This is a genomic window from Corynebacterium sp. NML130628 (assembly GCF_001875665.1).
Lineage (GTDB): Bacteria > Actinomycetota > Actinomycetes > Mycobacteriales > Mycobacteriaceae > Corynebacterium.
This window is the reverse complement of record NZ_MLAL01000028.1, coordinates 135,700-158,532: the sequence shown is the minus strand read 5'-3', so window position 1 is coordinate 158,532 and position 22,833 is coordinate 135,700. Positions and strand designations below refer to the sequence as shown.

The window sequence follows — 22,833 nt, the reverse complement described above, 5'->3', positions numbered from 1 at the left end:
GGCAAAGGCCCTGTGGGAATGCTCCCGCGGGGCCTTTTCTATTAGTGCAGTTTCATGGCGCAAAATCGTGAGTTTGCACACACCAAGTTGGAAGTTCGGCAAGGCGAACTTTAGAGTTAGTGGGGTACACCTGAGTTTGAAAGGAAACACTTCATGTCACGCACATCCAGGATCCTCACCGCATGCGCACTTGCCTTGGGCGTAGGGCTTGCAGGCTGCTCGTCTGCCGATGACCACCAGGCGGCACAAGACGGCATCAGCACCGACGGTGCGCTGCAGGTCTACGCAACGACGGGCTACCTGGCTGACGCGATCGCCAACATTGCTCCAGAGGCTGAAGTCACAACGATGGTTGGGCCCGGCGGGGACCCGCACACCTACCAGCCTTCAACGAAGGACATCGATAAGATTCAGTCCTCCGATGTGGTGTTCTGGAACGGGCTGCACCTGGAAGCCCAGATGATCAAACAGCTAGAGAGCCTCGGGGAACGCCAGCTGGCGGTAGGGGACCAGCTGCCGAACAACTTGCTGCTGGACTGGCCAGAAACCGATGCCGAGGGTAACCCGCTGCACGACCCGCACGTGTGGAACAGCCCAGAGGCGTGGAGCCTGGTCGTTGGCGAAGTAGCGGACAAGCTTGCAGAGGTCGACCCTTCCAAGGCTGACGAGTACCACGAGAATGCTGCGAAGTACCAGGCAGAGATCGCCGAGGCGAACGAAAAGGCAGCAGCGATGCTGGCGAAGATCACTGGGCCTCGAATCTTGATTACTGGCCACGATGCCTTTAACTACTTCGGTAAGACGTACGGGTTGGAGGTCCACGCCACGGACTTTGTTTCCACAGAGGCGAAGCTGTCGGCCGCGGAACTCTCGGACCTCGCCGACCTCATCGCGGACAACAAGGTGCCGACGATCTTCCAAGACAATCAGGCGAACCCCCAGGCGATCAAGAGCCTGCAGGAGGCTGTGCACGCTCGCGGATGGGACGTCACCATTTCTGACGAGGAGCTCTTCGCCGACACGCTTGGCCCTACAGCGCCGACGGATACGTACATCGGGGCGTTCCTGCATAACGCTGAGGCTGTCGCTGCAGCGCTTGGAGGTAAGTAACCCATGACTACACAGTCGTTCGCGTGCGCCACGCATAACCTGTCCGTTGCCTACCACCTCGATCCGGTCCTGGAACAGGTGAATGTGCGGGTCCCCAAGGGCGTCATCATGGGGATCGTCGGGCCGAATGGTGCCGGCAAGTCAACCCTGATCAAGGCGATGCTGGGGCTTATCCCGACGCTGACCGGGGAGACCGAGTTCTTCGGCCAGCCGCTCAAGGCAGTGCGCCACCGCGTGGGGTACATGCCACAACACGCGAGCGTCGACTGGGACTTTCCTACGACGGTGCTCGACGTGGTGACGATGGGTACATACGGGAAGCTGGGTTGGTTCCGCAGGGCGGGGAAGCGCGAACGCGCCGCCGCATACGGCGCCTTGGAACGCGTAGGGATGCAGGATTTCGCTGGCCGCCAGATCGGTGCACTCTCAGGCGGGCAGCGCCAGCGCGTCTTTCTCGCACGCGGGCTAGTACAGGACCCGGACTTGTTCTTCCTCGACGAGCCGTTTCAAGGCATTGACGCGAAAAGTGAGGCGACAATTATCGACGTGCTCCGCACCATGCGCGAGAATGGCACAACTATCGTGATGGTGCACCACGACCTTTCGACGGTGCCGACGTACTGCGATGCGGTGACGCTGCTGGATAAGACAGTGATTGCATCGGGGCCAGTCTCCTCCACGTTTACGCCGGAAACGATTGCGCAGGCGTACGGGTTAGGCGCGGACTCGATGGGATTGTTGGGTGTGCTGTGATGGGGACGTCGATAAGCCTTGGTGCGTTCTTTGCGAACCATACCTATGCCATGGTGTTTTGGGGGACCACCATCATTGGCGCAGTGGCAGGGATGCTTGGGACGTTCGCGTACCTGCGGAAGCAGTCGCTGACCAGTGATGTGATTTCGCACTCCGCACTACCGGGCACGTTGCTGGCGTTTTTGCTGTGCGTCGGGCTGGGAGTCGACGGCCGTAACATGGTTGCGCTACTGGTTGGAGCCGTAGTCACTGGTACGTGCGCGGTGATGGTGGCGAACATGATTACTGCCCGGACGCGGACGTCGATTGACGCGGCGATGGCGATCAGCCTGTCGTTCTTCTTTGGGTTCGGGATGCTGTTGCTGGACGTGATCACGAACAATCCGTTCCCAGGCAAAGGTGGGATTCAGGACTACCTGTTCGGCAACGCGTCAGTGATTACCAGGGCGGACCTGCGAATCAGTATCATCGTCGGGGTGCTCGCGGTCTGCGTGATGTGCGTGTTGTTTAAGGAGTTCGAGCTGCGCTCCTTCGACCCCGTGCAGTCCACGATGCTTGGGTTTCGCCCGAGGGTCATCGACACGGTGATGTTCATGACGATCGCGCTTGCGACGGTGATCGGCGTCAAATCTGTCGGGTTGGTGTTGATGGTGGCATTCGTCGTAACTCCGCCTGCCGCGGCGCGGCAGTGGGTGCAAACGGTGCCAGCGATGGTCGTGCTCGCGGGCGTGTTTGGAGCCGTCGGCAGTGGTGCTGGATCCTACTTGTCCATCGCGCTTGGCAACGTGCCGACCGGCCCCGTTATCGTGCTTGTCCTGTTCGCGATGTTTCTGGTGTCGTTCATCTTCGCCCCGAAGCGAAGCGTCATCGCCCGGGCCCGTTCGCAGCGGCGCGCGACGGCAGCGCTGCGTGCCCGGCTGGAAACAACAGCTTCGGCGGAGGTGGCGTCGTGAGTTTCATCGTCGGAACACTTTTGCTCGCGGTGGTCACGGCGTGCGCATGCGCAGTGCCGGGAGCATTCGTTGTGCTGCGGAAGCACTCCATGCTCATAGATGCTATCGGGCATGCGATCTTGCCGGGCATTGCCCTGGGGTACTTGTTTACGAACAACCTGAACTCACCGGTGGTGATCGTGTGCGCGGCGCTGGCCGGTGTGGCGGTGGTCCTCGGCGCACAGTGGCTCGGGGATTCGGGACTCGTGACTGGAGACGCCCCGCAGGGGTTGATCTTTCCGGCTTTGTTCAGCGTGGGCGTCATCCTGATTACTTCGCACTTTTCAAACGTGCACCTGGATACGCACGCAGTGCTCGTTGGCGACTTGAACCTGGCCGCGTGGCACCAGCTCACAGTCGGCGGTGTGCAGCTCGGGCCGGTGTATCTCTACATCATGCTCGCCGTGCTCGTACTCAACGTGGTTGTGATTAGTCTTTTCTACCCGCAACTTTTGGCGTCCACGTTTGATGGCCAGTTCGCACGCAGCATCGGTGTACCAGTGGGGGCCCTGTCCATCGCGTTTATGTTCTTGGTGTCGTTGACCGTCACGGCAGCGTTCAACGCGGTCGGGGCGATCCTGGTCATTGCGCTGGTGGTCATCCCTGCGGCAGCAGCCAAACAGTTGGCCACGACGGTACCGCGCATGATCGCACTGACGGTGCTGCTCGCCGCGGTTGGGGCAATCGCAGGCTTCGGCGTCGCCTACCTTCTCGACGCCCCTACGTCCGCCACAATGACCGTCATCTACGGGCTTGAGTTCCTCAGTTGTGCCCTGTGGGCTCAGCGGGCTCAGCGGGCTCAGCGGTCACCCAGACGGCGTCCGCTGCGCGTTTCCCGAGCACAAGTGGTGGATGCTGGCCGTCGATAAGCACCTCGACGGTGTCGGAAAATGGAGCTGCTTGCTGGGTGCGCAAGCGCGTGCCCACCGTGATCCCGGAGGTATCGAAGAACTGCAGCAGGCTCGGATCACCGTCAGAGACGCGCTGGACCACGACGCGGGTGTCCGGCGCAATCGTACTCAGCTGCTCAGCATGGAACTGTGGCACGGTGCCGTCGGCGGTGGGAATGGGGTCGCCGTGCGGGTCGCGCGCAGGGTAGTTGAGGTGTGCGTCGAGGCGCTGCAGCATAAATTCCGAAACGGCGTGCTCGAGGATTTCGGCGTCGTCATGGACCTGGTCCCACGTGTAACCGAGCGTTTCCACGAGGAACGTTTCGATGAGGCGGTGACGGCGGATCATCGCGACGGCGTGCGCGCGGCCTTCTTCCGTGAGCGTGATGGGCGCGTAAGGCTTATGGTGCACATACCCTTGCTGCGCTAGCTTTTTGACGGCATCCGAAACGCTTGAGAGCCGAAGTCCCATGTAATCCGCCAGCACCTTAGTGGTCACTTTCGTGTCTGACCATTCGGTCAGTGCCCAGAGCGACTTGAGGTAGTCCTGTGTACTGGTGGAGAGCTGGGAAACGGAATCCATGGTGCTCACTGTACAGACTCGAGAATGAAGGCGAGGCGCATGGTCTGCAGCTCGAGCTCGCCTTCGATCGCCGACAACGAAGCGATTTCCTTCCGTGCCTCGGCGGTCAGCGGTATGACCCATCCAGTGTTTGGGTCGAGTACGGGAACAGCGGACTTTTTGACGGGAACCCAGGTCACGGTACGCGATCCGGGGCAGATCATCTGGAGTGGGCCGTCGATACGTTGGAGCTCCGCGAGCGCTGCTGGTGTAGAGGTCACGACGACTAGTCGTTCGTCCGAACCTGGGGAGACTGCTGCGGTGGTCACCTTTAGCACCGGAAGTTCCACACGCTCGTACTCCGTCGGGTACTCAGCGAGCGCAGGAGAAGCGCCCGCCCCGAACCATTGCTTAATCTGACCCAACACGCTCATGGTGCACACGATACCCTGTACTAGGGTAAACGCCATGGAACACAGCCAATCGCCTCCGGCGACAGACTACGTCGTGCCCTACGGTCCGGGCGAACTCGTGCACGTGCCGCAACACAGTGACGGACCTGACGTATTCACAAAAGACAACCGGGTAACGCCACAGGGCTGGATGTACGTTGCCAAGCGCGTCATCGTGGACTTCTCGGTTGATGCAATGCTTGACCGTGCAGCTGCGCTGACCTACTACGCCGTGTTGTCTATCGCCCCGATGATTTTGGCGGTCTACTCAATCGCGACGCTGCTGCTGCCACGTGATGAGGCCGCAGTCAATGACATCATTGATGAATTCATTGCCCTCTACGTGCCCGAAGCACTGGAAGATGAGGCCTTGCGCTTCCTGCTGACGGTGATCGGCACTCCGGCGCAAAGCACGGTTGCGCTGGTGGTATCGATTGTGGTCTCGCTTCTTTCCGCATCCGCGTACGTGCGATCATTTTCACGTAACGCGAACGTCATGTACGGCCGCATGGAGGGACGTAACCTGCTTCGTACGTGGTTCACGATGTGGGTCACCACGCTAGTCATGGTGCTCGGAGTGATCGTGATCATCGTCGGCACGTTCCTGCGCGAGTCAATCGTGAACGGTCTACTGCAACCGGTCGCAGAACCACTAGGGATGACGGAGACCGTTGATTACCTCACAAAGATCTTCCTGCCTGTCTGGGACTACGCCCGCTTCCCGGTGATCATCGTGACTGCGATTGCGTTGATCTCCGTGCTTTACTACGTTTCGCCCAACGTACGGCCGGAGAAGTTCCGCCTACTCACCCTCGGATCCTCGATGGCGTTGACGGCGATTTTCATTATCTGGCTTGGCTTTTCGTGGCTCATCGGCACAATCGGGATTTCGAGCGCGTACGGTGCCTTCGGTACAGTAGGTGCCGTTCTTATCCTGGTGTGGGTGATGAACGTCGTGCTCCTTGAAGGCGTCAAGATCGACGCGGAAGTGCTTCGCGTCAAGCAATTGCAGGCAGGCTACGACGCCGAAGCAACAATTCAGGTCCCGCCGAGAAGCACGAAAGCGGTCGATTTCTGGCTGAAAGTGCAGCAGCGGATCGACCGCAGCGCTTCCGCGCTGAAAGCGCAGGAGGACGTCCAGGAAACGCCGGAGGCCTAGTCGGCCACGAGTGGTTCCATCGTCAGGCTCGGGTGCTCCTTCTGGATGAAAGCCAGGCGCCACTTATCGCCGAAGAGGGCGATCAGCTCGCCGTCGGAGCGCGTGAAGATTTCGACGCCACGCTGGCGCCCGAGCGTCTCCGCGGATTCGGCGTCGGTTCGGCGGGCCACCGAATAGGGGATCGGTTCCGTGATAGTTTCCACGTTGTACTCGAGCTCCATGCGGGCCTGCATCACTTCGAACTGCATCGGGCCGACCGCAGCCATGACTGGAGCGGCGTCACCACGCAGATCATTGCGCAGGATCTGCACCACGCCTTCCGCATCCAGCTGGTCGAGGGCCTTACGGAACTGCTTGTATTTGCCCAAAGACTTGGCGCGAAGCGTCTGGAAGTGCTCCGGCGCGAACTGCGGCATCGGCGGGTACTGCACCTTCTTGCCAGCGTAGATGGTGTCGCCCGGCGCAAGCGACCCGGCGTTGACCAAACCAATGATGTCGCCCGGGTAGGCAGTTTCCACGGTGTCGCGGTTTCGCCCGAAGACGGTCAGCGCGTACTTGGTGGAGAAAGTGCGCCCACTTTGAGCGTGGGTGACCTGCATGCCGCGGTCAAATTCGCCGGAGACGACTCGCATGAACGCCAGCGTGTCGCGGTGGTGCTTATCCATGCCAGCCTGCACCTTGAACACCACGCCAGAGAAGTCGTCGTCGAGTTCGCGCCGGGTATCCATCGCGGTGGTGGAAGCCTCAACAGCCTTCGGGTCCGCGTCGCGGCCCTGAGGAGCCGGCGCGATCGCGCACAGGGTGTCCAGGATTTGGTGGACGCCGAAGTTCAACATCGCGGAGGCGAAGATGATCGGTGAGGTTACGCACTGCTCGAACAGGGTCTGGTCGTGCACGGCGCCGTCGGCGGCGAGCAGCTCAGCTTCCTCGACGGCGACCTCCCAGGTTTCGCCCTCGCGGTCAGCGGCCTCACCAGGGGAGTAGTGCTCCTCTGGCGCGATGGTGGATCCGCCGGCTGTACGAATGAAGTGGACGTAGTTGTCTGCTTCGCCGTCGGCGTTGATGTGGGCGAGGCCGCGGAAGTCGCCAGCCTCACCGACAGGCCAGTACAACGGTGTCGGCTGCAGGTCGATCTCCTGGACAATCTCGTCGACCAGCTCGAGCGGCTCGCGGCCGATGCGGTCCCACTTGTTGACCACCGTGACGATCGGCAGGCCACGCGCCTTGCAGACGCGGAAGAGCTTGAGGGTTTGCGGCTCGAGGCCCTTGGCGGCGTCGATAAGCATGACAGCGGCATCGACGGCGGACAGCACGCGGTAGGTGTCTTCCGAGAAGTCGGCGTGACCAGGTGTATCAACCAGGTTGATCATGTACGGTGTGGTCGCTTCCGAGCCTTCGGGGAGGTACTCGAACTGGAGCGCGGAGGAAGCTACGGAGATGCCGCGTTCCTTTTCCATATCCATCCAGTCGGAGACCGTCGACTTGCGGTTGCCCTTGCCGTGCACCGCACCTGCCTCCGAAATAACGTGCGCGTGCAACGCGAGTGCTTCTGTCAGCGTGGATTTACCAGCATCGGGGTGGGCAATGACTGCAAACGTGCGGCGACGGTGGGCCTCTGCGCGGGTACCAGTAGACGTGCTCATAAGTGCTCAAGCGTAGTCGCAAGGTGGGGGAGATGGACAACCAGCAGCGGGTAGGGTGAGTAGCGCGGTGGTATAGTCGCCGAGTTTGTACACAGTAAGTTAACGCAACGCAACAATGTGAGGTTTGTGATGAAAGTCGGAATCGTGCTCGGGTCCATTCGCCAAGGTCGCTTTGGCGAGCAGGTTGCGAACTGGGTCGCTGACGCCGCGGCCAATAGCCCTGATGTCACCTATGAGATCCTTGACCTCCAGGAGTTTCAGGTGCCGCTGCTCGATACAGCGACGCTGCCTGGCGGCGCAAACAAGCAGTACGCCGACGAGCGCGTCGCCGCCTGGTCTCGCGCGGTCGACAGCTGCGACGGCTACGTTTTCGTCACCCCCGAGCACAACCACTCTGTGCCTGGTGCGATGAAGAACGCCTACGACAGCCTCAGTGGTGAGTGGGCCATGAAGCCGGTCGCATTCGTCGGATACAGCGCCGACGGCGCAATCCGCGCGGTGGAGCACTGGCGCCAGATCGTAGCTAACTTCTCCATGTTCGACGTCCGCAACCAGGTCGCACTTTCACTTTTCGACGACGCCACCAACGGCACCCTCACCCCGCGCCCTCAGAAAAACACTGACCTGACGAAGATGCTGAATGCGCTGGAACAGTTCCTGCGCCACCACCACACTGCTCAGTAGGCGCAGGGGCTAGCTGCGCGGGTGGATCTGGTTTTGCGCCTGCCCTAACCCTGATGTGGTGATCGCCCGGACAGCGTCGGCGGCGAGAGCGACTGCGTCGCTAGGATCGGAGGCGAACTCCGTGAGCACCCAGTCGGGGATTGCGATGCCACTTACCTTCGGTGGCCTGCCGATGCCGACGCGCACCCGCACGTAGTCGCGCGTCCCGAGTTCCTGCGTAAGCGACTTCAAGCCGTTGTGGCCGTTTTCGTTGCCACCCTGCTTCAGACGTACCTTCCCGGGAGGCAGGTCCAGTTCGTCGTGGACGATCACAATCCGCTCCGGAGGAAGACTGTAGCGTGCCGCCAGCGGGGCGATAGCCTTGCCGGACTCATTCATGTAGGTGTGTGCGCGGGCGTAGGCCACGCCGTCCTTGGCCGCGAAAGAATATTCACGGCCTGCGACGACAGGGAGTGCGTCCGCGAGTGCGTCCACAACCAGGTAGCCGATGTTGTGCCGTGTGTGCTCGTACTGAGCCCCCGGGTTGCCCAGCCCAACCACGAGCCAATCAATGTTCTCGGGGATCTCTGGGCTCTCTGCAGCAGAGTTCGTGCGCTTGCGGCGGCGGAAGAAGTTAAACACGGAGGCCAGTCTAAGGCAGAACCCCTCGATTCTCACGGCGAAGGCGTGGAGGGCAGGGGAGTGTTAACTCTGCGCGTGGGCGATGAACGCGTCGGCCGCATCAGCAACGGCAATCGCGACATCGATTTGCTCTTTCGCCGCGAACTGGCGCAGCACATAGTCCGCGGGTGGCATCTTGCCGGGCGGACGCCCAATCCCCACCGCGAGCTTGTGATACTGCTTACCGTTTTTCAGCTTCGACAGTGATTGGGTGACTGATTTCAACCCGTTGTGCCCATGATCGCCTCCGCCGGTGCGCAACTTCACGTCCCCCAGCGGCAGGTCCAGCTCGTCGTGGATCACGTACAGATCTGACGGGGAAGCGTCGAAGTAATCCAGCAGTGCCTTGACGGGACCCCCGGACACGTTCATATAGCTCTGTGTACGCGCCAGGACCACCCGGCGATCGGGGAGAAGCCTTCCCGCGGCAAGCTCCGCCACCTGAGTGTTGGTGCGCTTGTGTAGCGCCAGCGTCGCGCGGGATATCGTCGCTCGGCCCGCGAGCTCCTCGATAACATGCACGCCAACGTTGTGGCGCGTTCCCTCATATTTCGGGCCAGGGTTTCCAAGGCCTACGACGATGATTGGTGAAGCAGTCATTCCCACATCATAGGCACAAACGGCAAAACGCCCCGCTCACATGTGGAACGGGGCGTCGAAACGCTGTGATCAGCGGCGGGAGATTTACTCCTCAACCTCGGTGGACTCAGCGCCAGCCTCAGCGCCGCCCTCTTCTGCTTCCTCAGCTGCGGCCTCGAGCTCCTCGTCAACCTGCTCGTAGGTGAAGTTCACCAGCAGGTGATCCGGAGCGGAGACCAGCTCAGCGCCCTCAGGCAGCTTGACGTCGGCAGCGGTGATGAGGTCGCCGATCTCCTTGCCCTCGATGCTGACCTCGATCTCGTCTGGGATGTTCAGCGCGTCGATCTCGATCTCGATCAGGTCGGACTCGACCAGGACGACTGCGTCTGGGTGAGCCTCGCCAACGGTGACAACCGGAACCTCGACGACAACCTTCTCGCCGCGCTTAATGCCGAGCAAGTCGATGTGGTCGATGTCGAGGGTCAGCACATTCTGGTCGATGTGCTTGACCATGGCAAGCAGCTTCTCGCCGTCGAGCTCCAGCTCAACAATGGCGTTGACGCCCTCGTTGCGCACGATGGAGGTCATCTCGATGCGGTCGACGGAGAAGTGAATGTTGTCGATGCCGGCTTCGTAGAGAACGCCTGGGATGCGGCCGTCGCGACGCAGGCGACGTGCAGCGCCCTTACCGAACTCTTCACGCTTCTGACCTGGGACAACAATTGGGGTAATAGCCATGTTTGTGACTCCTTTGTAATCGGGCCACAAAAAACCTGTGACCACTGAACGGACAAGTTGCTCGTCGAGTGATCACAGGCCAAAGTCTGAGATACATATCGCGTCGATAACGGCCAAAATCAGCCCTCGCCGAGACTCAGCTAGCTTAGGTTTCGACGCCCACCATTGTCAAGCGCCTGCCAAGCAGCAATGCACGTGTCGGTTTCTGTCTCATTCGTGACCGTAATCCGGATGCCCTCATCGAATGCGCGAACAAGCACCCCATGCGACGCAAGCTGCGCTGCCAGTTCCTGCGGTGACGCGTTGAGGCTTTCCGCAGGCACCCACACGAAGTTTGCTTCGGAGTGCGGTGTGCCATACGCGGTGAAAAAATCCACCAGACGCTGGCGTTGCGCGCGAGTACGTGCGACACGCTCGTGGAGCTCGTCGTGCGCCGAAAGCGATGCGAGCGCACCGACCTGCGCTACCGAGCTCACGCTAAACGGAACCGCAACCTTATTGAGCGCATCGATCGTCTCCTCCTGGCCGAACGCGTAGCCTACGCGCGCGCCGGCCAGGCCGTACGCCTTGGAGAACGTCCTAAGGCACACGACATTTGGGTAGACCTGGATTTCATCCACGCCGCGCGGGGAATCCTCCGCAGCGTTGTACTCGAAGTACGCCTCGTCAAGTGCCACGATGACATCCTCAGGTACGCGAGCCATAAAATCTGCCCACTCGCGCTCCGAGATAGTGGTGCCCGTCGGATTATTCGGGTTGCACACAAACACCAGCGAAGTCCGTGGGGTGATAACATCCGCCATCGCCGACAGGTCCATTCGATGATCTGCGGTCAGGGGCACTGCAACAGGAGTAGCCCCGGCGATCTGGGCGAAAATTGGGTAGGCCTCGAACGAGCGCCACGGGAAGACCACCTCGTTGCCCGGCTGCGAGGTCATCGTGACAAGCTGCTGGCAGAGCGCCGACGAGCCGGTGCCGACAGCGACCTGTGCGGGGCGCACGCCGAGCGAAGCTGCAATCGCTTCGCGCAGCTCCATCGCGCCCATGTCGGGGTAGCGGTTCACCGTGCGCAGCGACTGCGCCATCGCCTCCTCAACTGCTGGCAGCGGGCCCTCAGCAATCTCGTTGGAAGAAAGCTTCACCGCACGCTCGTTCCTCTGCCCGGGGACGTAGGACGGCAGGCTATCAAGGTCTTTGCGAATCAACTTGGATGCTCCTTGCTTATTGCTTAGGAAATGGGATGGGATGAGGCACGCGACTTCGGCTTGAGCGCCCAGATAATGGTAAGTGCGATCACCCATCCGATCAGGGCGAATAGGCCGGTGCGGTAGTCAGGCAGGAACGCCATTAAGACCAGCACCAGGATGAAGAACCCAGCGCAGATCCAGTTTGCCACCGGGTACCACGGGGCGCGGAACGACACATCGGGGTGCGTCTTCCGGAAGTTCAGGTGCGCGAAGCACACCGCCGCCCAGGTGATGAGCTCAGAGCCTACAATGATGGCCAACAGGATGGCGAATACGCGGCCCTCAAAGAAGTAGTTCATGAAGACGACGATGCCCATGAGAGCGCCGTTGAAGAGCAGCGCGCGAAGCGGCAGGCCTTTCTTCGTCGTCGCAGCAAAGAACGGGGATGCCTGTCCGTTGCGCGCGAGATCGCGCAGCATTCGGCTTCCCGAGTACGTCATCGTGTTGCACACGGAAGCAACCGCCACCAAGATGACAAGGTTAAGCACATGCGCGGCGCCGTCGATGCCTACGGAGGAGAGCACCCTGACAAACGGGCTGGCGGAGATATCCTGCTCATCCCACGGCGCGAGGAGCAAGATGACGCTCATGCCACCGATGTAGAAGACCAGAATGCGCCAAATGACAGAGTTCACCGCGCGCGGAATGGTCTTTTCCGGGTGTTCCGTCTCGCCGGCGGCGGTACCGATCGACATGATGCCACCGAACGTAAAAGTCACCGCAACCAGGGAGAACAGCACGCCTGATGCACCGTTCGGGAAGAAGCCACCATGGACGAACAAATTCCCGAAGCCAACCGCTGGCTCCGGTCCTAGGCCAAGGACGAGCACAACGCCCAAAATGATCATCAAGATCAGCGCGATGACCTTAAACAAAGAAAGCCAGTACTCGGCCTCCGCGAACACACTGACACGTGCTGCGTTGATAAGCATCACAATGATGAGCGTGACAAGGGCGGTGAGCCAGTGCGGAATGTCCGGGAACCAGAAGTCAAGAAAGGTTCCCATCGCGGTGAGCTCAATCATGCCCACCACAATGGTCGTAAACCACCAGTTCCACCCCGTGATAAAGCCGGCGCGCGGCCCGATGAACTCACGCGCGTAGGCCGCAAATGAACCCGATACCGGGTGCGCAACTGCCATCTCGCCGAGCATGCGCATCAGCAGATAGACAATGAACCCGACAACCAAAAATGTCAGCAGGACCGCTGGGCCCGCATAGCTGATTGATTCCGCAGAACCAAGAAATAGGCCAGTTCCGATACAGGAACCGAATGCGATCATCTGCAGCTGACGGTTTTTCACCTTGCGCTGCAGACCACCATCGCTGGTGGCTTGGTGTTGTTCATCGCCGCTCATTGGCGTACTCCTTGCGATAAAGGTTGCCGGAAAGCCGGAGGTTCCTTCACACATTAATCAATTACTTGTGTTAGACAACCGTTGGGTGCGTACAAAGAACCCCCTTGACGCCGCTTCGCAGGGAAGCGCGCAAGGGGGGAAGCCGAAAACGAGGCGCGTGGTTATGCCTGGCCCTCAAAAAGGGTGGTCACTGAGCCGTTTTCGAAAATCTCGCGAATCGTCTTCGCCAGCAGTGGCGCGATGGAAAGCACGGTGAGGTTCTTCCAGCCCTCGGTGCTCTGCGGAAGCGTATCGGTGGTGATTACTTCCTCGGCGCCGCAGTCGCTGAGACGCTCGCGCGCAGGATCCGAGAACACGCCGTGGGTACACGCGATGACGACGGACTTCGCACCAGCCTCTTTCAGCACGCCGACTGCGCCTGCGATGGTGCCGCCGGTGTCAATCATGTCGTCCATGAGGATGCAGTCCTTGCCGTCGACGTCGCCGACAACGCGGTTGGAGACGACCTTGTTCGCGGCGTCGATGTCGCGAGTCTTATGCACGAACGCCATCGGCGCGTCGCCCAGCATGTTGGCCCACTTCTCTGCAGACTTCACGCGACCTGCATCAGGCGAGACGACCACGAGGTTATCCAGCGAGTACTTGGACTTGATGTAGTCCACCAGAATTGGCTGTGCGTGCATGTGGTCGACCGGGCCGTCGAAGAAGCCCTGGATCTGATCCGTGTGCAGGTCCACGGACACGATGCGGTCCGCACCAGCAGCGGTGAGCAGGTCAGCAACCAGACGAGCGGAGATAGGCTCGCGGCCACGGTGCTTCTTGTCCTGGCGTGCGTACGGGTAGAACGGCAGAATCGCGGTAATTCGCTTCGCGGAACCACGCTTGAGCGCATCGATCATGATGAGCTGCTCCATTAGCCACTTATTCAGGGGCTGCGCGTGTGACTGCATCACGAAGCAGTCCGAGCCACGCACGGACTCTTCGAAGCGAACAAAGATTTCACCATTCGCAAAATCGCGGGCGGTGGTTGGTACCAACTCGATGTTGAGGGACTTTGCGACGGCCTCCGCAAGCTCAGGGTGGGCGCGTCCAGTAAATAGCTTGAGGTCTTTTTGGCTTTCCGTGGAGTATCCAGTCATGGTGATCCTTTAGTTCTCGCGTGCTTTCTTTGCAGCATTCGCTGCGTCCGTACCCGGGCGGTTGGCCTCAACCCAACCTTCGATGTTGCGCTGATGGCCTTCCTTGATGGCCAGCGCACCCGCCGGCACATCTTTCGTTACCACCGTACCTGCGCCAGTGTACGCGCCATCGCCTACGGTTACTGGCGCTACGAACATCGTGTCTGAGCCGGTGCGGCAGTAGTCGCCGATCGTGGTGTGGTGCTTCTGTACGCCGTCGTAGTTCGCGAACACCGAAGAGGCTCCGATGTTGGACTCGCGGCCGACGGTGGCGTCGCCAATGTAGGTCAGGTGTGGCACCTTGGAGCCTTCCCCGATCTTCGCGTTCTTGGCCTCGACGAAGCCGCCGAGCTTGCCGTTCGCGCCAAGTTCGGTTCCTGGGCGGATGAACGTGAACGGGCCGACGTTGGCGTTCGCGCCGATGACGGAGAGGGAGCCCTGCGTGCGGACAACCTGTGCGCCCTCGCCAACCTCCATATCGGTCAACGTGGTGTCAGGGCCAATTGTGGCGCCGTCACCGATCACCGTTGAGCCCCACAGTTGCGTGTTCGGATGGATGATGACGTCCTGGCCGATCTCGACGTCCACCCCGATCCAGGTCGTAGCAGGGTCGACGACGGTAGCGCCGGCGCGCATGGCGCGCTCGACCAGGCGGCGGTTGAGCTCCTTGCCGGCTTCGGCGAGCTGCACGCGATCGTTCACGCCAGCCAGCTCACGGGGATCCTTCGCGACGTACGCGCTTACGGCCTTGCCGTCGCCGCGCGCGATGCCGAGTACGTCGGTGATGTAGAGCTCACCCTGCGCGTTGTTGGCGTCGATGCGGGTCAGCGCGTCGCGCAGTACGGCGGCGTCGAAGGCAAATACACCGGAGTTGACCTCGCGGACCTTCTTTTGTTCCTCGTTGGCGTCCTTTTCCTCCACGATTTCCAGCACGTTGCCGGAAGCATCGCGGATGATGCGGCCGTAGCCGGTCGGGTCGTCGAACTCGAGCGAGAGGACGGTGACGGCAGCGCTGGTGGTCTTGTGGGCGTCGATAAGCTCGGTGATTGTAGCTGGCTGCAACAGTGGCACATCACCGTTCGTGACAACGACAGTGCCCTCGAAGTCTGGGATGACCTCGAGCCCGCACTGTACCGCGTGCCCCGTGCCGTTTTGCTCCTCCTGAACTGCCTGTTTGATGCTGCGTCCCATCTCTTCGGCGATGGCATCAACAGCGGGGGAGACTTGATCGCGTTGGTGACCGACGACAGCGACGAGCTCCTGTGGCCCAACCGCATTAGCTGCGTGCAGTGAGTGCGCGAGCAGGCTGCGTCCGCCGATCTTGTGCAGTGTTTTCTGGATGCTGGACTTCATGCGCGTGCCCGCACCTGCTGCGAGGACAACGACTGCGCATTCAGGATGATTTACCACTGAACGGGTACTCCTTAATTCATCGGTGAATGAGGTATTAAACCAACTGCACAACAGCATAACGCGCTACGCGCGTGAGTTTGCAGACACATCCTTCAAACCTGCCGCGCGCCACACACCGACCGCACCGACTGCAGCTAAGAACAGCAGCGTCGCCTCAGATCCAAGGACCGAAACTGCCGAGGAAACAGCGCCAACAATCAGCAGCACGACGCCCATCGCAGTGTTCGCGGCCCCCGTGATCATTGTGCGTCGATCGCCTTCGGCCATGTCCACGAGGTAGGTCTTTCGGGCCACACGCACCGTGGTGTGCGCCAGGTTGACCAGGAAGAACCCGATCGGCATGACCCAGCGGTTCACATCGGGGGAAAGCCAATGCGCGGACATCACCAAGAGCACAAGCACGCCGGATGCGGCGGCAGCGGCCCACGCCATCGCGTTTTTCGACGACTTATCCGCCCACAAGCCTGAGACCTTTCCGCCGACGAGTGCGGCACCACCCGAGGCCAGGATGAAGCCGCCGAGGGAAGAAAGATTCGTGCCTTCATGCTGGGCGAGTACGACAATAAAAGGCGTCGAAAGGGCAGTGACCAGCATGAGCGATCGAACGATGAGGAATCTCTGGAGGTCTTTGTCGTCTTTGATGAGGTCCCAGGTTTGCCGGGCCCATCCCTTGCTGGAGGCCTTTGAAGGTTCCTCTTCCGGCTCCTTGATGGTTCCGAATACCAATGAGGCGAACGCCCAGGTTGAAGCGCCTACCGCGAGGAGCGTCACGAGCAACCATCGAGGCAGATCATTCGGCAGAATTGCGAACAGCACACCGATTGCGAGGGTGACTGCACCGGACAGTGCGGTCGCTTGTCCCGTGATGAGTCCGCGTCGGCCCTTCGAGATAGTTCGGCCCTGCACATCTTTGCCGGAGATTGAGCACAATGCGCGGAACAGAGACAGCGCCGCGAGCAGAACCACAACCGCAACGCCCAAGGCTGCACCGCTGAGTAGCGCTGCAGAGAGTGCAATGAGCCCAGCTGATGCAGCCTGGCCCCACGAACCAACCAACCACACCCACTTTCGTGAGCGCTGCGATGTGACCCAGGGGCTCAACGCGGCTTGCGGCAACATCGAGCCCGATTCGCGGATCGGCACCAAAAACGCAGTAAACAGGGCTGGAACCCCGGCAGCAGTGAACAGCCACGGCAGGACCGTCTTCGCGGCGACGATTTGGTCGCCGATGCCCTGCAGACCGTTGGACCATACGAAGCGGCGTGCGTTGTACTCCTCGTGAGACGTCATACCAAAGATAGTAGGGTCGGCAGCAGGGTTTATACATTCGGACGAGGAGAAGCAATGGCTTTGGCACGTGCCAACCGTAACGTCATCAGCAGAAGGACATTCTTCAAAGGGGCACTGTTAACGCAGGTAGCAGTGCTGGCAGCGTGCGCCGGGGAAGGGTCAGGCGGGGTACGGTCCGGCCAGGTGGCGCCCGCTGGCGCCGAGGCTGCGGCCCGGCCGCTGCCCATCCCGCCGCTCGAGCAGGGCACACTCAACGGCACCACGCGTAGTTTTGAGCTGACGGCGCAGCAAGGCGAGTACGAAATCGTGCCCGGCACCATCACGAAGACGTGGGGCTTCAACGGCCCCTGGCTTGGACCTACGCTGTACATGCGTCAAGGCGAAACGATCGAGATGAAGGTGAACAACGAGCTCGACGAGCCAACGGTGGTCCACTGGCACGGTCTACACCTACCCGCGGCGGCCGACGGCGGGCCAGCCCTCATCTTTGACCCCGGAACGAGCTGGGAACCGACCTGGCAGGTCGAACAGGCGGCGTCTACCTGCTGGTACCACCCGCATCCGCACGAGATTTCTGCGCTGCACGCGTACCGCGGTCTCGCCGGCGGCATCGTTATAGCCGACGAAGCAGCCGATGCACTCGGTCTACCGCAGGAGTATGGCGTCGACGACATCCCCGTCATCATCACGGATGCGAAGTTCACCGAGGACGGCCAGCTCGACGAAACCATCGACCCGACCTACGGTCTTCTCGGGACTACGCCACTGATTAACGGCATCACGAAGCCGCGCTTTGAGGCGTCGACAAGCCGTGTGCGACTTCGCATTTTCAACGGTGCAACGATGCGCTTCCACCACCTCAGCCTCGGCGTGCCGTTCAACGTCATCGCGACAGATCAGGGGCTTCTCGACGCCCCCATCGAAGCCGACGCAGTACTCCTGAGCCCGGGCGAGCGGGTAGAGATCATTGTTGACCTTGAGGCGGGCAAGGACCTGATGTTGCGCAGCGACGGCGTCCCGAACGGGGGAGGCCTGCCCGATGAAGAAGTCGCCAACGGGTTTGGTCTGCAAGACACCTTCGACCTGCTTGAGATCGCAGCCCCGACACACGACACTCCGCTCGACGCGCTACCGACGCAACTTATCCCCGTGGTGCGCCCCGATGTCAGCGGCGCGCCGACGCGTGAATTCCGACTCAACGGCTTCCAAATCAACGAGCAATCCATGGACATGGAACGCGTCGACTTCGTCATCGACCACAACGGGCCGGAAATCTGGCGCGTCACCAACGAGAACTCCGACTGGCCACACAACTTCCACGTCCACAACGCCAGGTTCCTGGTGGACAAGGTGGACAACGGCGACGTCGCATTCACCGAAGGCTGGCACGACACGATCTACGTACCGCCACTGTCAACCGTCACCCTCATCGTGGAGTTCGGCTGGCACCCGGATCCGACCCTGGCGTACATGTACCACTGCCACATGCTCTTCCACGAAGATGAAGGGATGATGGGGCAGTTCGTCATGGTTGAGCCTGGGCAGGAGGCGAGCCTGCGGCCGATGCCCGAGGGGCATCACCACTAGACAGTGTGAACATGCAACAAGCCCCCGTGACCAAGCGAAAGGCCAGGTGACGGGGGCTATAAAAAGCTTCCCCACCAGGACTCGAACCTAGAATGACGGTACCAAAAACCGTAGTGTTGCCGATTACACCATGGGGAATTGCTTGACCTAGTGTAACCGAAACCTCATGAAATGTTAAAAAGTGTGATGAGCTGGCAGTTTCGTGGGCTGTCGGGGTGATGTCCGGGGTGGGCTCTAAGCTAGAACGCATGGCTCGGCAACGAATGACAAGAATGCAGCGCAGGGACCAGTTGCTCGCAATTGGTCGCGCTGCCTTTGCGGAACGCGGGTTCGATGGAATCTCTATGGAGGAGATTGCGCTGCGCGCGGATGTGTCGAAGCCCGTCGTGTACGAACACTTCGGGAGTAAGACCGGGCTGTACGACGCCGTGGTGTCACAGGAGATGGCGCGGTTTGAACGCACGATTGTCGAGGTGATCCAAAACGGACGCTGGCGAGAGCGCATTGATAACGGCGTGCTGGCGCTGCTGACCTACATCGAAGAAGAGACCGATGGGTTCATCATCCTGGTGCACGGTAGGATCCTTGGGCGTGAACGGACGTACTCGACCGTGTTGAACCGGGTGACTGCGGAAGTGTCCTACCTACTCGAGCGCGCGTTTGAGCACCGCGGCCTTGATGCTTCCGTCGCGGCGTTGTACGGGCAGGCGTTGGTTGGGACGGTGTCGAATACGGCGTTGTGGTGGTTGGACCAGCGTGGCGTCGATACGCGGTTGGATAAGGCGACGGTGGCAGCGCACATTTCGAACCTGTGCTGGAACGGGTTGAAGGGGTTGGAGGAGCAACCCCGCATTAAGACGAACGAAGTGGAGGAACAGTAGTGGAAGAACAGACGGCTCAGGCGCCTGCGTTGGGTGGTTTGCTCACCATGGCGCTCACCGACCCAAAGCTGAAGGGGCTGGTGGGCAACATTGGCGTCGATTCGCTGCATGTGACTGGTATTGATCAGGTTCGTTCGTGGGCCGCCGGTGCGCTGGCACGCCAGGTGCCAGTGCTGCTGGTAACTGCGACGAGCCACGAAGCTGAGGACTTGACTGCTGAGTTGCAGGCGATGCTCGGCAAGAGCAAGGTCGCGAACTTCCCAGCATTCGAGACGCTGCCACACGAGCGATTGTCGCCAGCGCCTGACGTTGTGGGCGCCCGCGCGAAGGTGCTGTGGGAGATGCCACAGGTCATCGTGGCGTCAGCGCGTGCGTTCTGCCAGCCGGTGCTGCCTGCGGTGGAGCCGATCACGGTCAAGGTCGACACTGAGTGGGACTTCACGGAGCTGACCGAACAAGTCGTCAATTTTGCCTACGAGCACGTTGACATGGTGGCAAAACGCGGCGAGTTCGCCACGCGCGGCGGCATCATTGATATCTTTCCGACGACTGCCGAATACCCAGTGCGCCTCGAGTTTTGGGGCGACGAAGTCACCGACATTCGTAGCTTCGCAGTCGCCGACCAGCGTACCATTGAGGAGCTCACATCCGTCGAGCTCTTCCCGGCGCGTCAATTAATTATCGACGACAGCGTTGCCAAACGAGCCGACGAGCTCGCCCGCACGAATCCATCGAACTCTACGCTGGTGCAGCTGCTGACGCGGATCTCTGAGCGCACACACGCGGATGGGGAAGAAGTGCTTATCCCGGTGCTCAGCAACGCAAAGTTCTCGGTGCTGCCGGAACTCATGCCACCGGGCAGTATTGTGCTCGTCTCCGGTCCTGAGAAGGTGCGCACCCGTATCGCGGACCTTGAAGCGACCGACCAGGAGTTCCTGGAGGCTGGGTGGGAAGCCGCAGCGATGGGCGCGGAGGGCCCGCTCGCTGTGGAGGGTTTGGACGTATCGGCGTCCTCGTTCCGTTCGTTCGAATCCCTGGAGCGATCAGCGCGAAACGCGGGCAACGCGTGGTGGACGTTCGCGCCTCCTGGGATGTTTGCTGCTGACGACGCGATGACGCTGCCGCTGGAGTTCGAGGCGGCACCGGCACCGAAGGGGGAGCCGAAGGCGATCGAGCAGCTCTACGCGACGCTCAAGCTGCACGTGCAGACTAATGGCGGCAGGGTGGCGTTCGTGGCGCCCGCGAAGGGCACCGTTGAGCGCATGGCGGAGCGACTGAGGGAGCACGGCATTTCGGCGCGCATCGCTACGCCGGGCCTGGAGCCCGTCGACGGCGCTGTGACGGTGTACCAGTCCTTGTCACACGCAGGACTTATATTCCCCGGACCAAACCTGGTGGTAGTGACAGAAACCGACGTGACCGGCAACCGCGTCGGTGACATCGCGGGCGCGAAACGGCGTCGCCCGCGCCGCCGGAACCGGGTTGATCCACTTGCCTTGACTCCGGGTGATTTCGTTGTGCATGACACGCACGGCATCGGCAAGTTCATCAAGATGGCTGAACGCACCGTCAAAACCGGTGATGAAGACTCCCGGCGCGAATACATTGTGTTGGAATATCAGCCTGCAAAGCGCGGCCAGCCCGGCGACCAGCTCTGGGTACCGATGGAATCCCTCGACCTGCTGAGCAAGTACACCGGCGGCGAGAAGCCGTCACTGTCCAAGATGGGCGGCTCCGACTGGAAGAACACCAAGCGCAAGGCGCGCGCCGCTGTCCGCGAAATCGCCGGCGAGCTCATCGAGCTTTACGCCAAGCGCCAGGCCGCGCCGGGCCACGCCTTCGGCCCGGATACGCCGTGGCAGCACGAGATGGAAGATGCGTTCCCGTTTGTGGAAACTGAAGACCAGCTCGCCGCTATCGAAGCTGTCAAGGAAGACATGGAGAAACCCACACCGATGGACCGTGTGATCGTCGGCGACGTGGGCTTTGGCAAAACTGAGGTGGCGGTGCGTGCCGCGTTTAAGGCGGTGCAGGACGGGCAGCAGGTCGCGGTGCTTGTGCCGACGACGCTGCTTGCCCAGCAGCATTACTCCACGTTCAACGAACGTATGGACGGCTTCGGGGTGACGGTGCGCGAGCTGTCGCGCTTTACTTCGGCGAAGGAAGCCAAGGAAATCACGGCTGGGTTGGCCGATGGTTCCGTCGACATCGTGATCGGCACGCACCGCCTGCTACAAACAGGGGTGTTTTGGAAGAAGCTCGGCCTCATCATCGTGGATGAGGAGCAGCGTTTCGGCGTGGAACACAAGGAACACATCAAGGCTCTCAAGAGCCATGTCGACGTGCTCACTATGACGGCGACGCCGATCCCTCGCACCCTTGAGATGAGCCTGACGGGCATCCGTGAGATGACTTCGATTACGACTCCTCCGGAGGACCGCCATCCGGTGCTGACCTACGTTGGGCCCCAGGAAGAGAAGCAGGTTGCGGCAGCTATTCGACGCGAGCTGCTCCGCGACGGCCAGGTGTTTTACATTCACAACCGCGTCTCCGATATCGAGAAGACTGCGCGTTCGCTGCGGCAGCTCGTACCTGAGGCGCGCGTCGTTGTGGCGCATGGTCAGATGGGTGAGCAGCAGCTTGAGCAAACCGTCCAAGGTTTTTGGAACCGCGACTACGACGTGCTGGTTTGCACTACGATCGTCGAGACCGGCTTGGACATCGCCAACGCCAACACCCTGATCGTGGAGAACGCGCAGAACATGGGCCTGAGCCAGTTGCACCAGTTGCGCGGACGTGTCGGGCGCTCCCGCGAACGCGGCTACGCGTACTTCCTGTACCCGAAAGAGAAAACACTCACCGAAACGTCCTACGACCGCCTTGCGACCATCGCGCAGAACAACGATCTTGGTGCCGGCATCGCAGTCGCGCAGAAGGACTTGGAGATGCGCGGCGCCGGCAACGTGCTCGGCGCGGAGCAGTCGGGTCACATCGCAGGCGTTGGCTTCGACATGTACGTCCGCCTGGTCGGAGAGGCCGTCGAAACGTACAAGGCGCTCATGAGCGGGGACGTCGTCGACGCAACAGAGCAGGGCCCGAAGGAAATCCGTGTCGATCTGCCTGTCGACGCCCACATCCCCGAAAGCTACATCAACGCTGAGCGCCTACGCCTCGACGTGTACCGCAAGCTTGCTGAGGCCCGTGACGAACAGGACCTGCGCAAGGTAGCCGAGGAAATGATCGACCGCTTCGGTACGCTTCCGACCGAGGTTTTGCGCCTCTTCGCGGTCGCACGCGTGCGGCACCTTGCCCGCACTGCTGGGATCTCGGACATTTTGACCCAGGGCACAAGGATCAAATTCCACCCTGTAGAGCTGCCGGACTCGAAGCAGGTCAGGCTGAAGCGGCTGTACTCTGGAGCGAATTACCGAGCCGCAGCAAAGACGCTGCAGGTACCCATGCCACGCGAAGGCAAAGGTATCAACCAGCCGAACCTGCGCGACATGGAGCTGTTGCAATGGGTCGCCGACTTCATTGCAGGCATCTTCGATACCGAGAAGATTTCCGTCACGGGTCAGTCTGACGGTGATGCTGGTCGAAAAAAGAAGCGCATCATCAGCGTGAGCCAGTAGCGAGTTCTACCGGGTTCTGTCAGGC

20 protein-coding genes are annotated in these 22,833 nt (G+C 60.9%); 9 read left to right on the top strand and 11 right to left on the bottom strand.

Translation table 11 applies throughout. The annotated features are described in order from the left end of the window. Window positions 1–153 precede the first annotated feature (153 nt). Genes BJP07_RS08265 through BJP07_RS08250 form a run of 4 tightly spaced genes read left to right on the top strand, consistent with a single transcriptional unit; the run spans window position 154 to window position 3,724 of the window. Window positions 154–1,110, top strand: a complete 957-nt coding sequence (locus BJP07_RS08265) for a metal ABC transporter substrate-binding protein (protein WP_071567004.1) — start codon at window positions 154–156, stop codon at window positions 1,108–1,110. A 3-nt stretch (window positions 1,111–1,113) separates the two neighbouring features. Further along, the gene (locus BJP07_RS08260) at window positions 1,114–1,863 is read left to right on the top strand and encodes a metal ABC transporter ATP-binding protein (RefSeq protein ID WP_071567003.1); all 750 of its coding nucleotides are present in this window, start codon (window positions 1,114–1,116) and stop codon (window positions 1,861–1,863) included. Window positions 1,864–1,913: 50 nt separating this feature from the next. Continuing rightward, window positions 1,914–2,816: a metal ABC transporter permease gene (locus BJP07_RS08255; RefSeq protein WP_255365956.1), complete on the top strand. Its 903-nt coding sequence runs from the start codon at window positions 1,914–1,916 to the stop codon at window positions 2,814–2,816. Continuing rightward, window positions 2,813–3,724 carry a metal ABC transporter permease gene (locus BJP07_RS08250; RefSeq protein ID WP_071567001.1) on the top strand — a complete coding sequence of 304 codons (912 nt, stop codon included), beginning with the start codon at window positions 2,813–2,815 and terminating at the stop codon, window positions 3,722–3,724. The genes BJP07_RS08255 and BJP07_RS08250 overlap by 4 nt, the downstream gene beginning before the upstream one ends. On the opposite strand, the gene BJP07_RS08245 is transcribed toward BJP07_RS08250, so the two are convergent. Together BJP07_RS08245 and BJP07_RS08240 are read right to left on the bottom strand one after the other, a co-directional pair. Continuing rightward, window positions 3,618–4,328, bottom strand: a complete 711-nt coding sequence (locus BJP07_RS08245) for a metal-dependent transcriptional regulator (RefSeq protein WP_071567000.1) — start codon at window positions 4,326–4,328, stop codon at window positions 3,618–3,620. The genes BJP07_RS08250 and BJP07_RS08245 overlap by 107 nt on opposite strands. Before the next feature lie 5 nt (window positions 4,329–4,333). Beyond that, complete coding sequence (locus BJP07_RS08240; protein ID WP_071566999.1) at window positions 4,334–4,777, bottom strand: hypothetical protein; 444 nt, start codon at window positions 4,775–4,777, stop codon at window positions 4,334–4,336. Here BJP07_RS08240 and BJP07_RS08235 point away from each other — a divergent pair. Then, the gene (locus BJP07_RS08235; protein ID WP_071566998.1) at window positions 4,776–5,918 is read left to right on the top strand and encodes a YihY/virulence factor BrkB family protein; all 1,143 of its coding nucleotides are present in this window, start codon (window positions 4,776–4,778) and stop codon (window positions 5,916–5,918) included. The genes BJP07_RS08240 and BJP07_RS08235 overlap by 2 nt on opposite strands. Here the strand turns inward: BJP07_RS08235 and BJP07_RS08230 are convergent. Next, window positions 5,915–7,561 (bottom strand): peptide chain release factor 3, encoded by a 1,647-nt coding sequence (locus BJP07_RS08230; RefSeq protein WP_071566997.1) that lies wholly within the window; start codon window positions 7,559–7,561, stop codon window positions 5,915–5,917. The two genes, BJP07_RS08235 and BJP07_RS08230, sit on opposite strands and share 4 nt — an antisense overlap. A 129-nt stretch (window positions 7,562–7,690) precedes the next feature. Between BJP07_RS08230 and BJP07_RS08225 the strand changes: the two genes are divergently transcribed. Then, entirely contained in the window at window positions 7,691–8,245 is a 555-nt protein-coding gene (locus tag BJP07_RS08225) for an NADPH-dependent FMN reductase (protein WP_071566996.1), read from the top strand. A gap of 9 nt (window positions 8,246–8,254) precedes the next feature. Here the strand turns inward: BJP07_RS08225 and pth (BJP07_RS08220) are convergent, their stop codons facing one another. The 8 genes from pth (BJP07_RS08220) to BJP07_RS08185 all read right to left on the bottom strand — a co-directional run bounded on the left by pth (BJP07_RS08220) (window position 8,255) and on the right by BJP07_RS08185 (window position 16,708). Next, entirely contained in the window at window positions 8,255–8,866 is a 612-nt protein-coding gene (pth, locus tag BJP07_RS08220) for an aminoacyl-tRNA hydrolase (RefSeq protein ID WP_143111755.1), read from the bottom strand. 63 nt (window positions 8,867–8,929) lie between these two features. Further along, window positions 8,930–9,505 (bottom strand): aminoacyl-tRNA hydrolase, encoded by a 576-nt coding sequence (pth, locus tag BJP07_RS08215; protein ID WP_071566995.1) that lies wholly within the window; start codon window positions 9,503–9,505, stop codon window positions 8,930–8,932. An 84-nt stretch (window positions 9,506–9,589) separates the two neighbouring features. Further along, window positions 9,590–10,222 (bottom strand): 50S ribosomal protein L25/general stress protein Ctc, encoded by a 633-nt coding sequence (locus tag BJP07_RS08210; RefSeq protein WP_071566994.1) that lies wholly within the window; start codon window positions 10,220–10,222, stop codon window positions 9,590–9,592. A gap of 140 nt (window positions 10,223–10,362) precedes the next feature. Further along, on the bottom strand, window positions 10,363–11,427 hold the full coding sequence (hisC, locus tag BJP07_RS08205) for a histidinol-phosphate transaminase (RefSeq protein ID WP_071566993.1): 1,065 nt from the start codon (window positions 11,425–11,427) through the stop codon (window positions 10,363–10,365). Window positions 11,428–11,450: 23 nt separating this feature from the next. Further along, the gene (locus BJP07_RS08200) at window positions 11,451–12,827 is read right to left on the bottom strand and encodes an amino acid permease (RefSeq protein WP_071566992.1); all 1,377 of its coding nucleotides are present in this window, start codon (window positions 12,825–12,827) and stop codon (window positions 11,451–11,453) included. 161 nt (window positions 12,828–12,988) lie between these two features. Beyond that, the gene (locus tag BJP07_RS08195; RefSeq protein ID WP_071566991.1) at window positions 12,989–13,966 is read right to left on the bottom strand and encodes a ribose-phosphate diphosphokinase; all 978 of its coding nucleotides are present in this window, start codon (window positions 13,964–13,966) and stop codon (window positions 12,989–12,991) included. A 9-nt stretch (window positions 13,967–13,975) separates the two neighbouring features. Next, window positions 13,976–15,415: a bifunctional UDP-N-acetylglucosamine diphosphorylase/glucosamine-1-phosphate N-acetyltransferase GlmU gene (gene glmU, locus BJP07_RS08190; RefSeq protein ID WP_071566990.1), complete on the bottom strand. Its 1,440-nt coding sequence runs from the start codon at window positions 15,413–15,415 to the stop codon at window positions 13,976–13,978. 66 nt (window positions 15,416–15,481) lie between these two features. Next, on the bottom strand, window positions 15,482–16,708 hold the full coding sequence (locus BJP07_RS08185) for an MFS transporter (protein WP_071566989.1): 1,227 nt from the start codon (window positions 16,706–16,708) through the stop codon (window positions 15,482–15,484). A 54-nt stretch (window positions 16,709–16,762) separates the two neighbouring features. Here BJP07_RS08185 and BJP07_RS08180 point away from each other — a divergent pair, with 54 nt between their 5' ends. The 3 genes from BJP07_RS08180 (at window position 16,763) to mfd (ending at window position 22,808) form a co-directional block, all read left to right on the top strand. Continuing rightward, window positions 16,763–18,295 (top strand): multicopper oxidase family protein, encoded by a 1,533-nt coding sequence (locus BJP07_RS08180; protein WP_071566988.1) that lies wholly within the window; start codon window positions 16,763–16,765, stop codon window positions 18,293–18,295. 248 nt (window positions 18,296–18,543) lie between these two features. Next, window positions 18,544–19,176, top strand: a complete 633-nt coding sequence (locus BJP07_RS08175; protein WP_071566987.1) for a TetR/AcrR family transcriptional regulator — start codon at window positions 18,544–18,546, stop codon at window positions 19,174–19,176. Between the two features lie 47 nt (window positions 19,177–19,223). Then, the gene (mfd, locus tag BJP07_RS08170; protein WP_083584171.1) at window positions 19,224–22,808 is read left to right on the top strand and encodes a transcription-repair coupling factor; all 3,585 of its coding nucleotides are present in this window, start codon (window positions 19,224–19,226) and stop codon (window positions 22,806–22,808) included. Window positions 22,809–22,833: the final 25 nt, after the last annotated feature.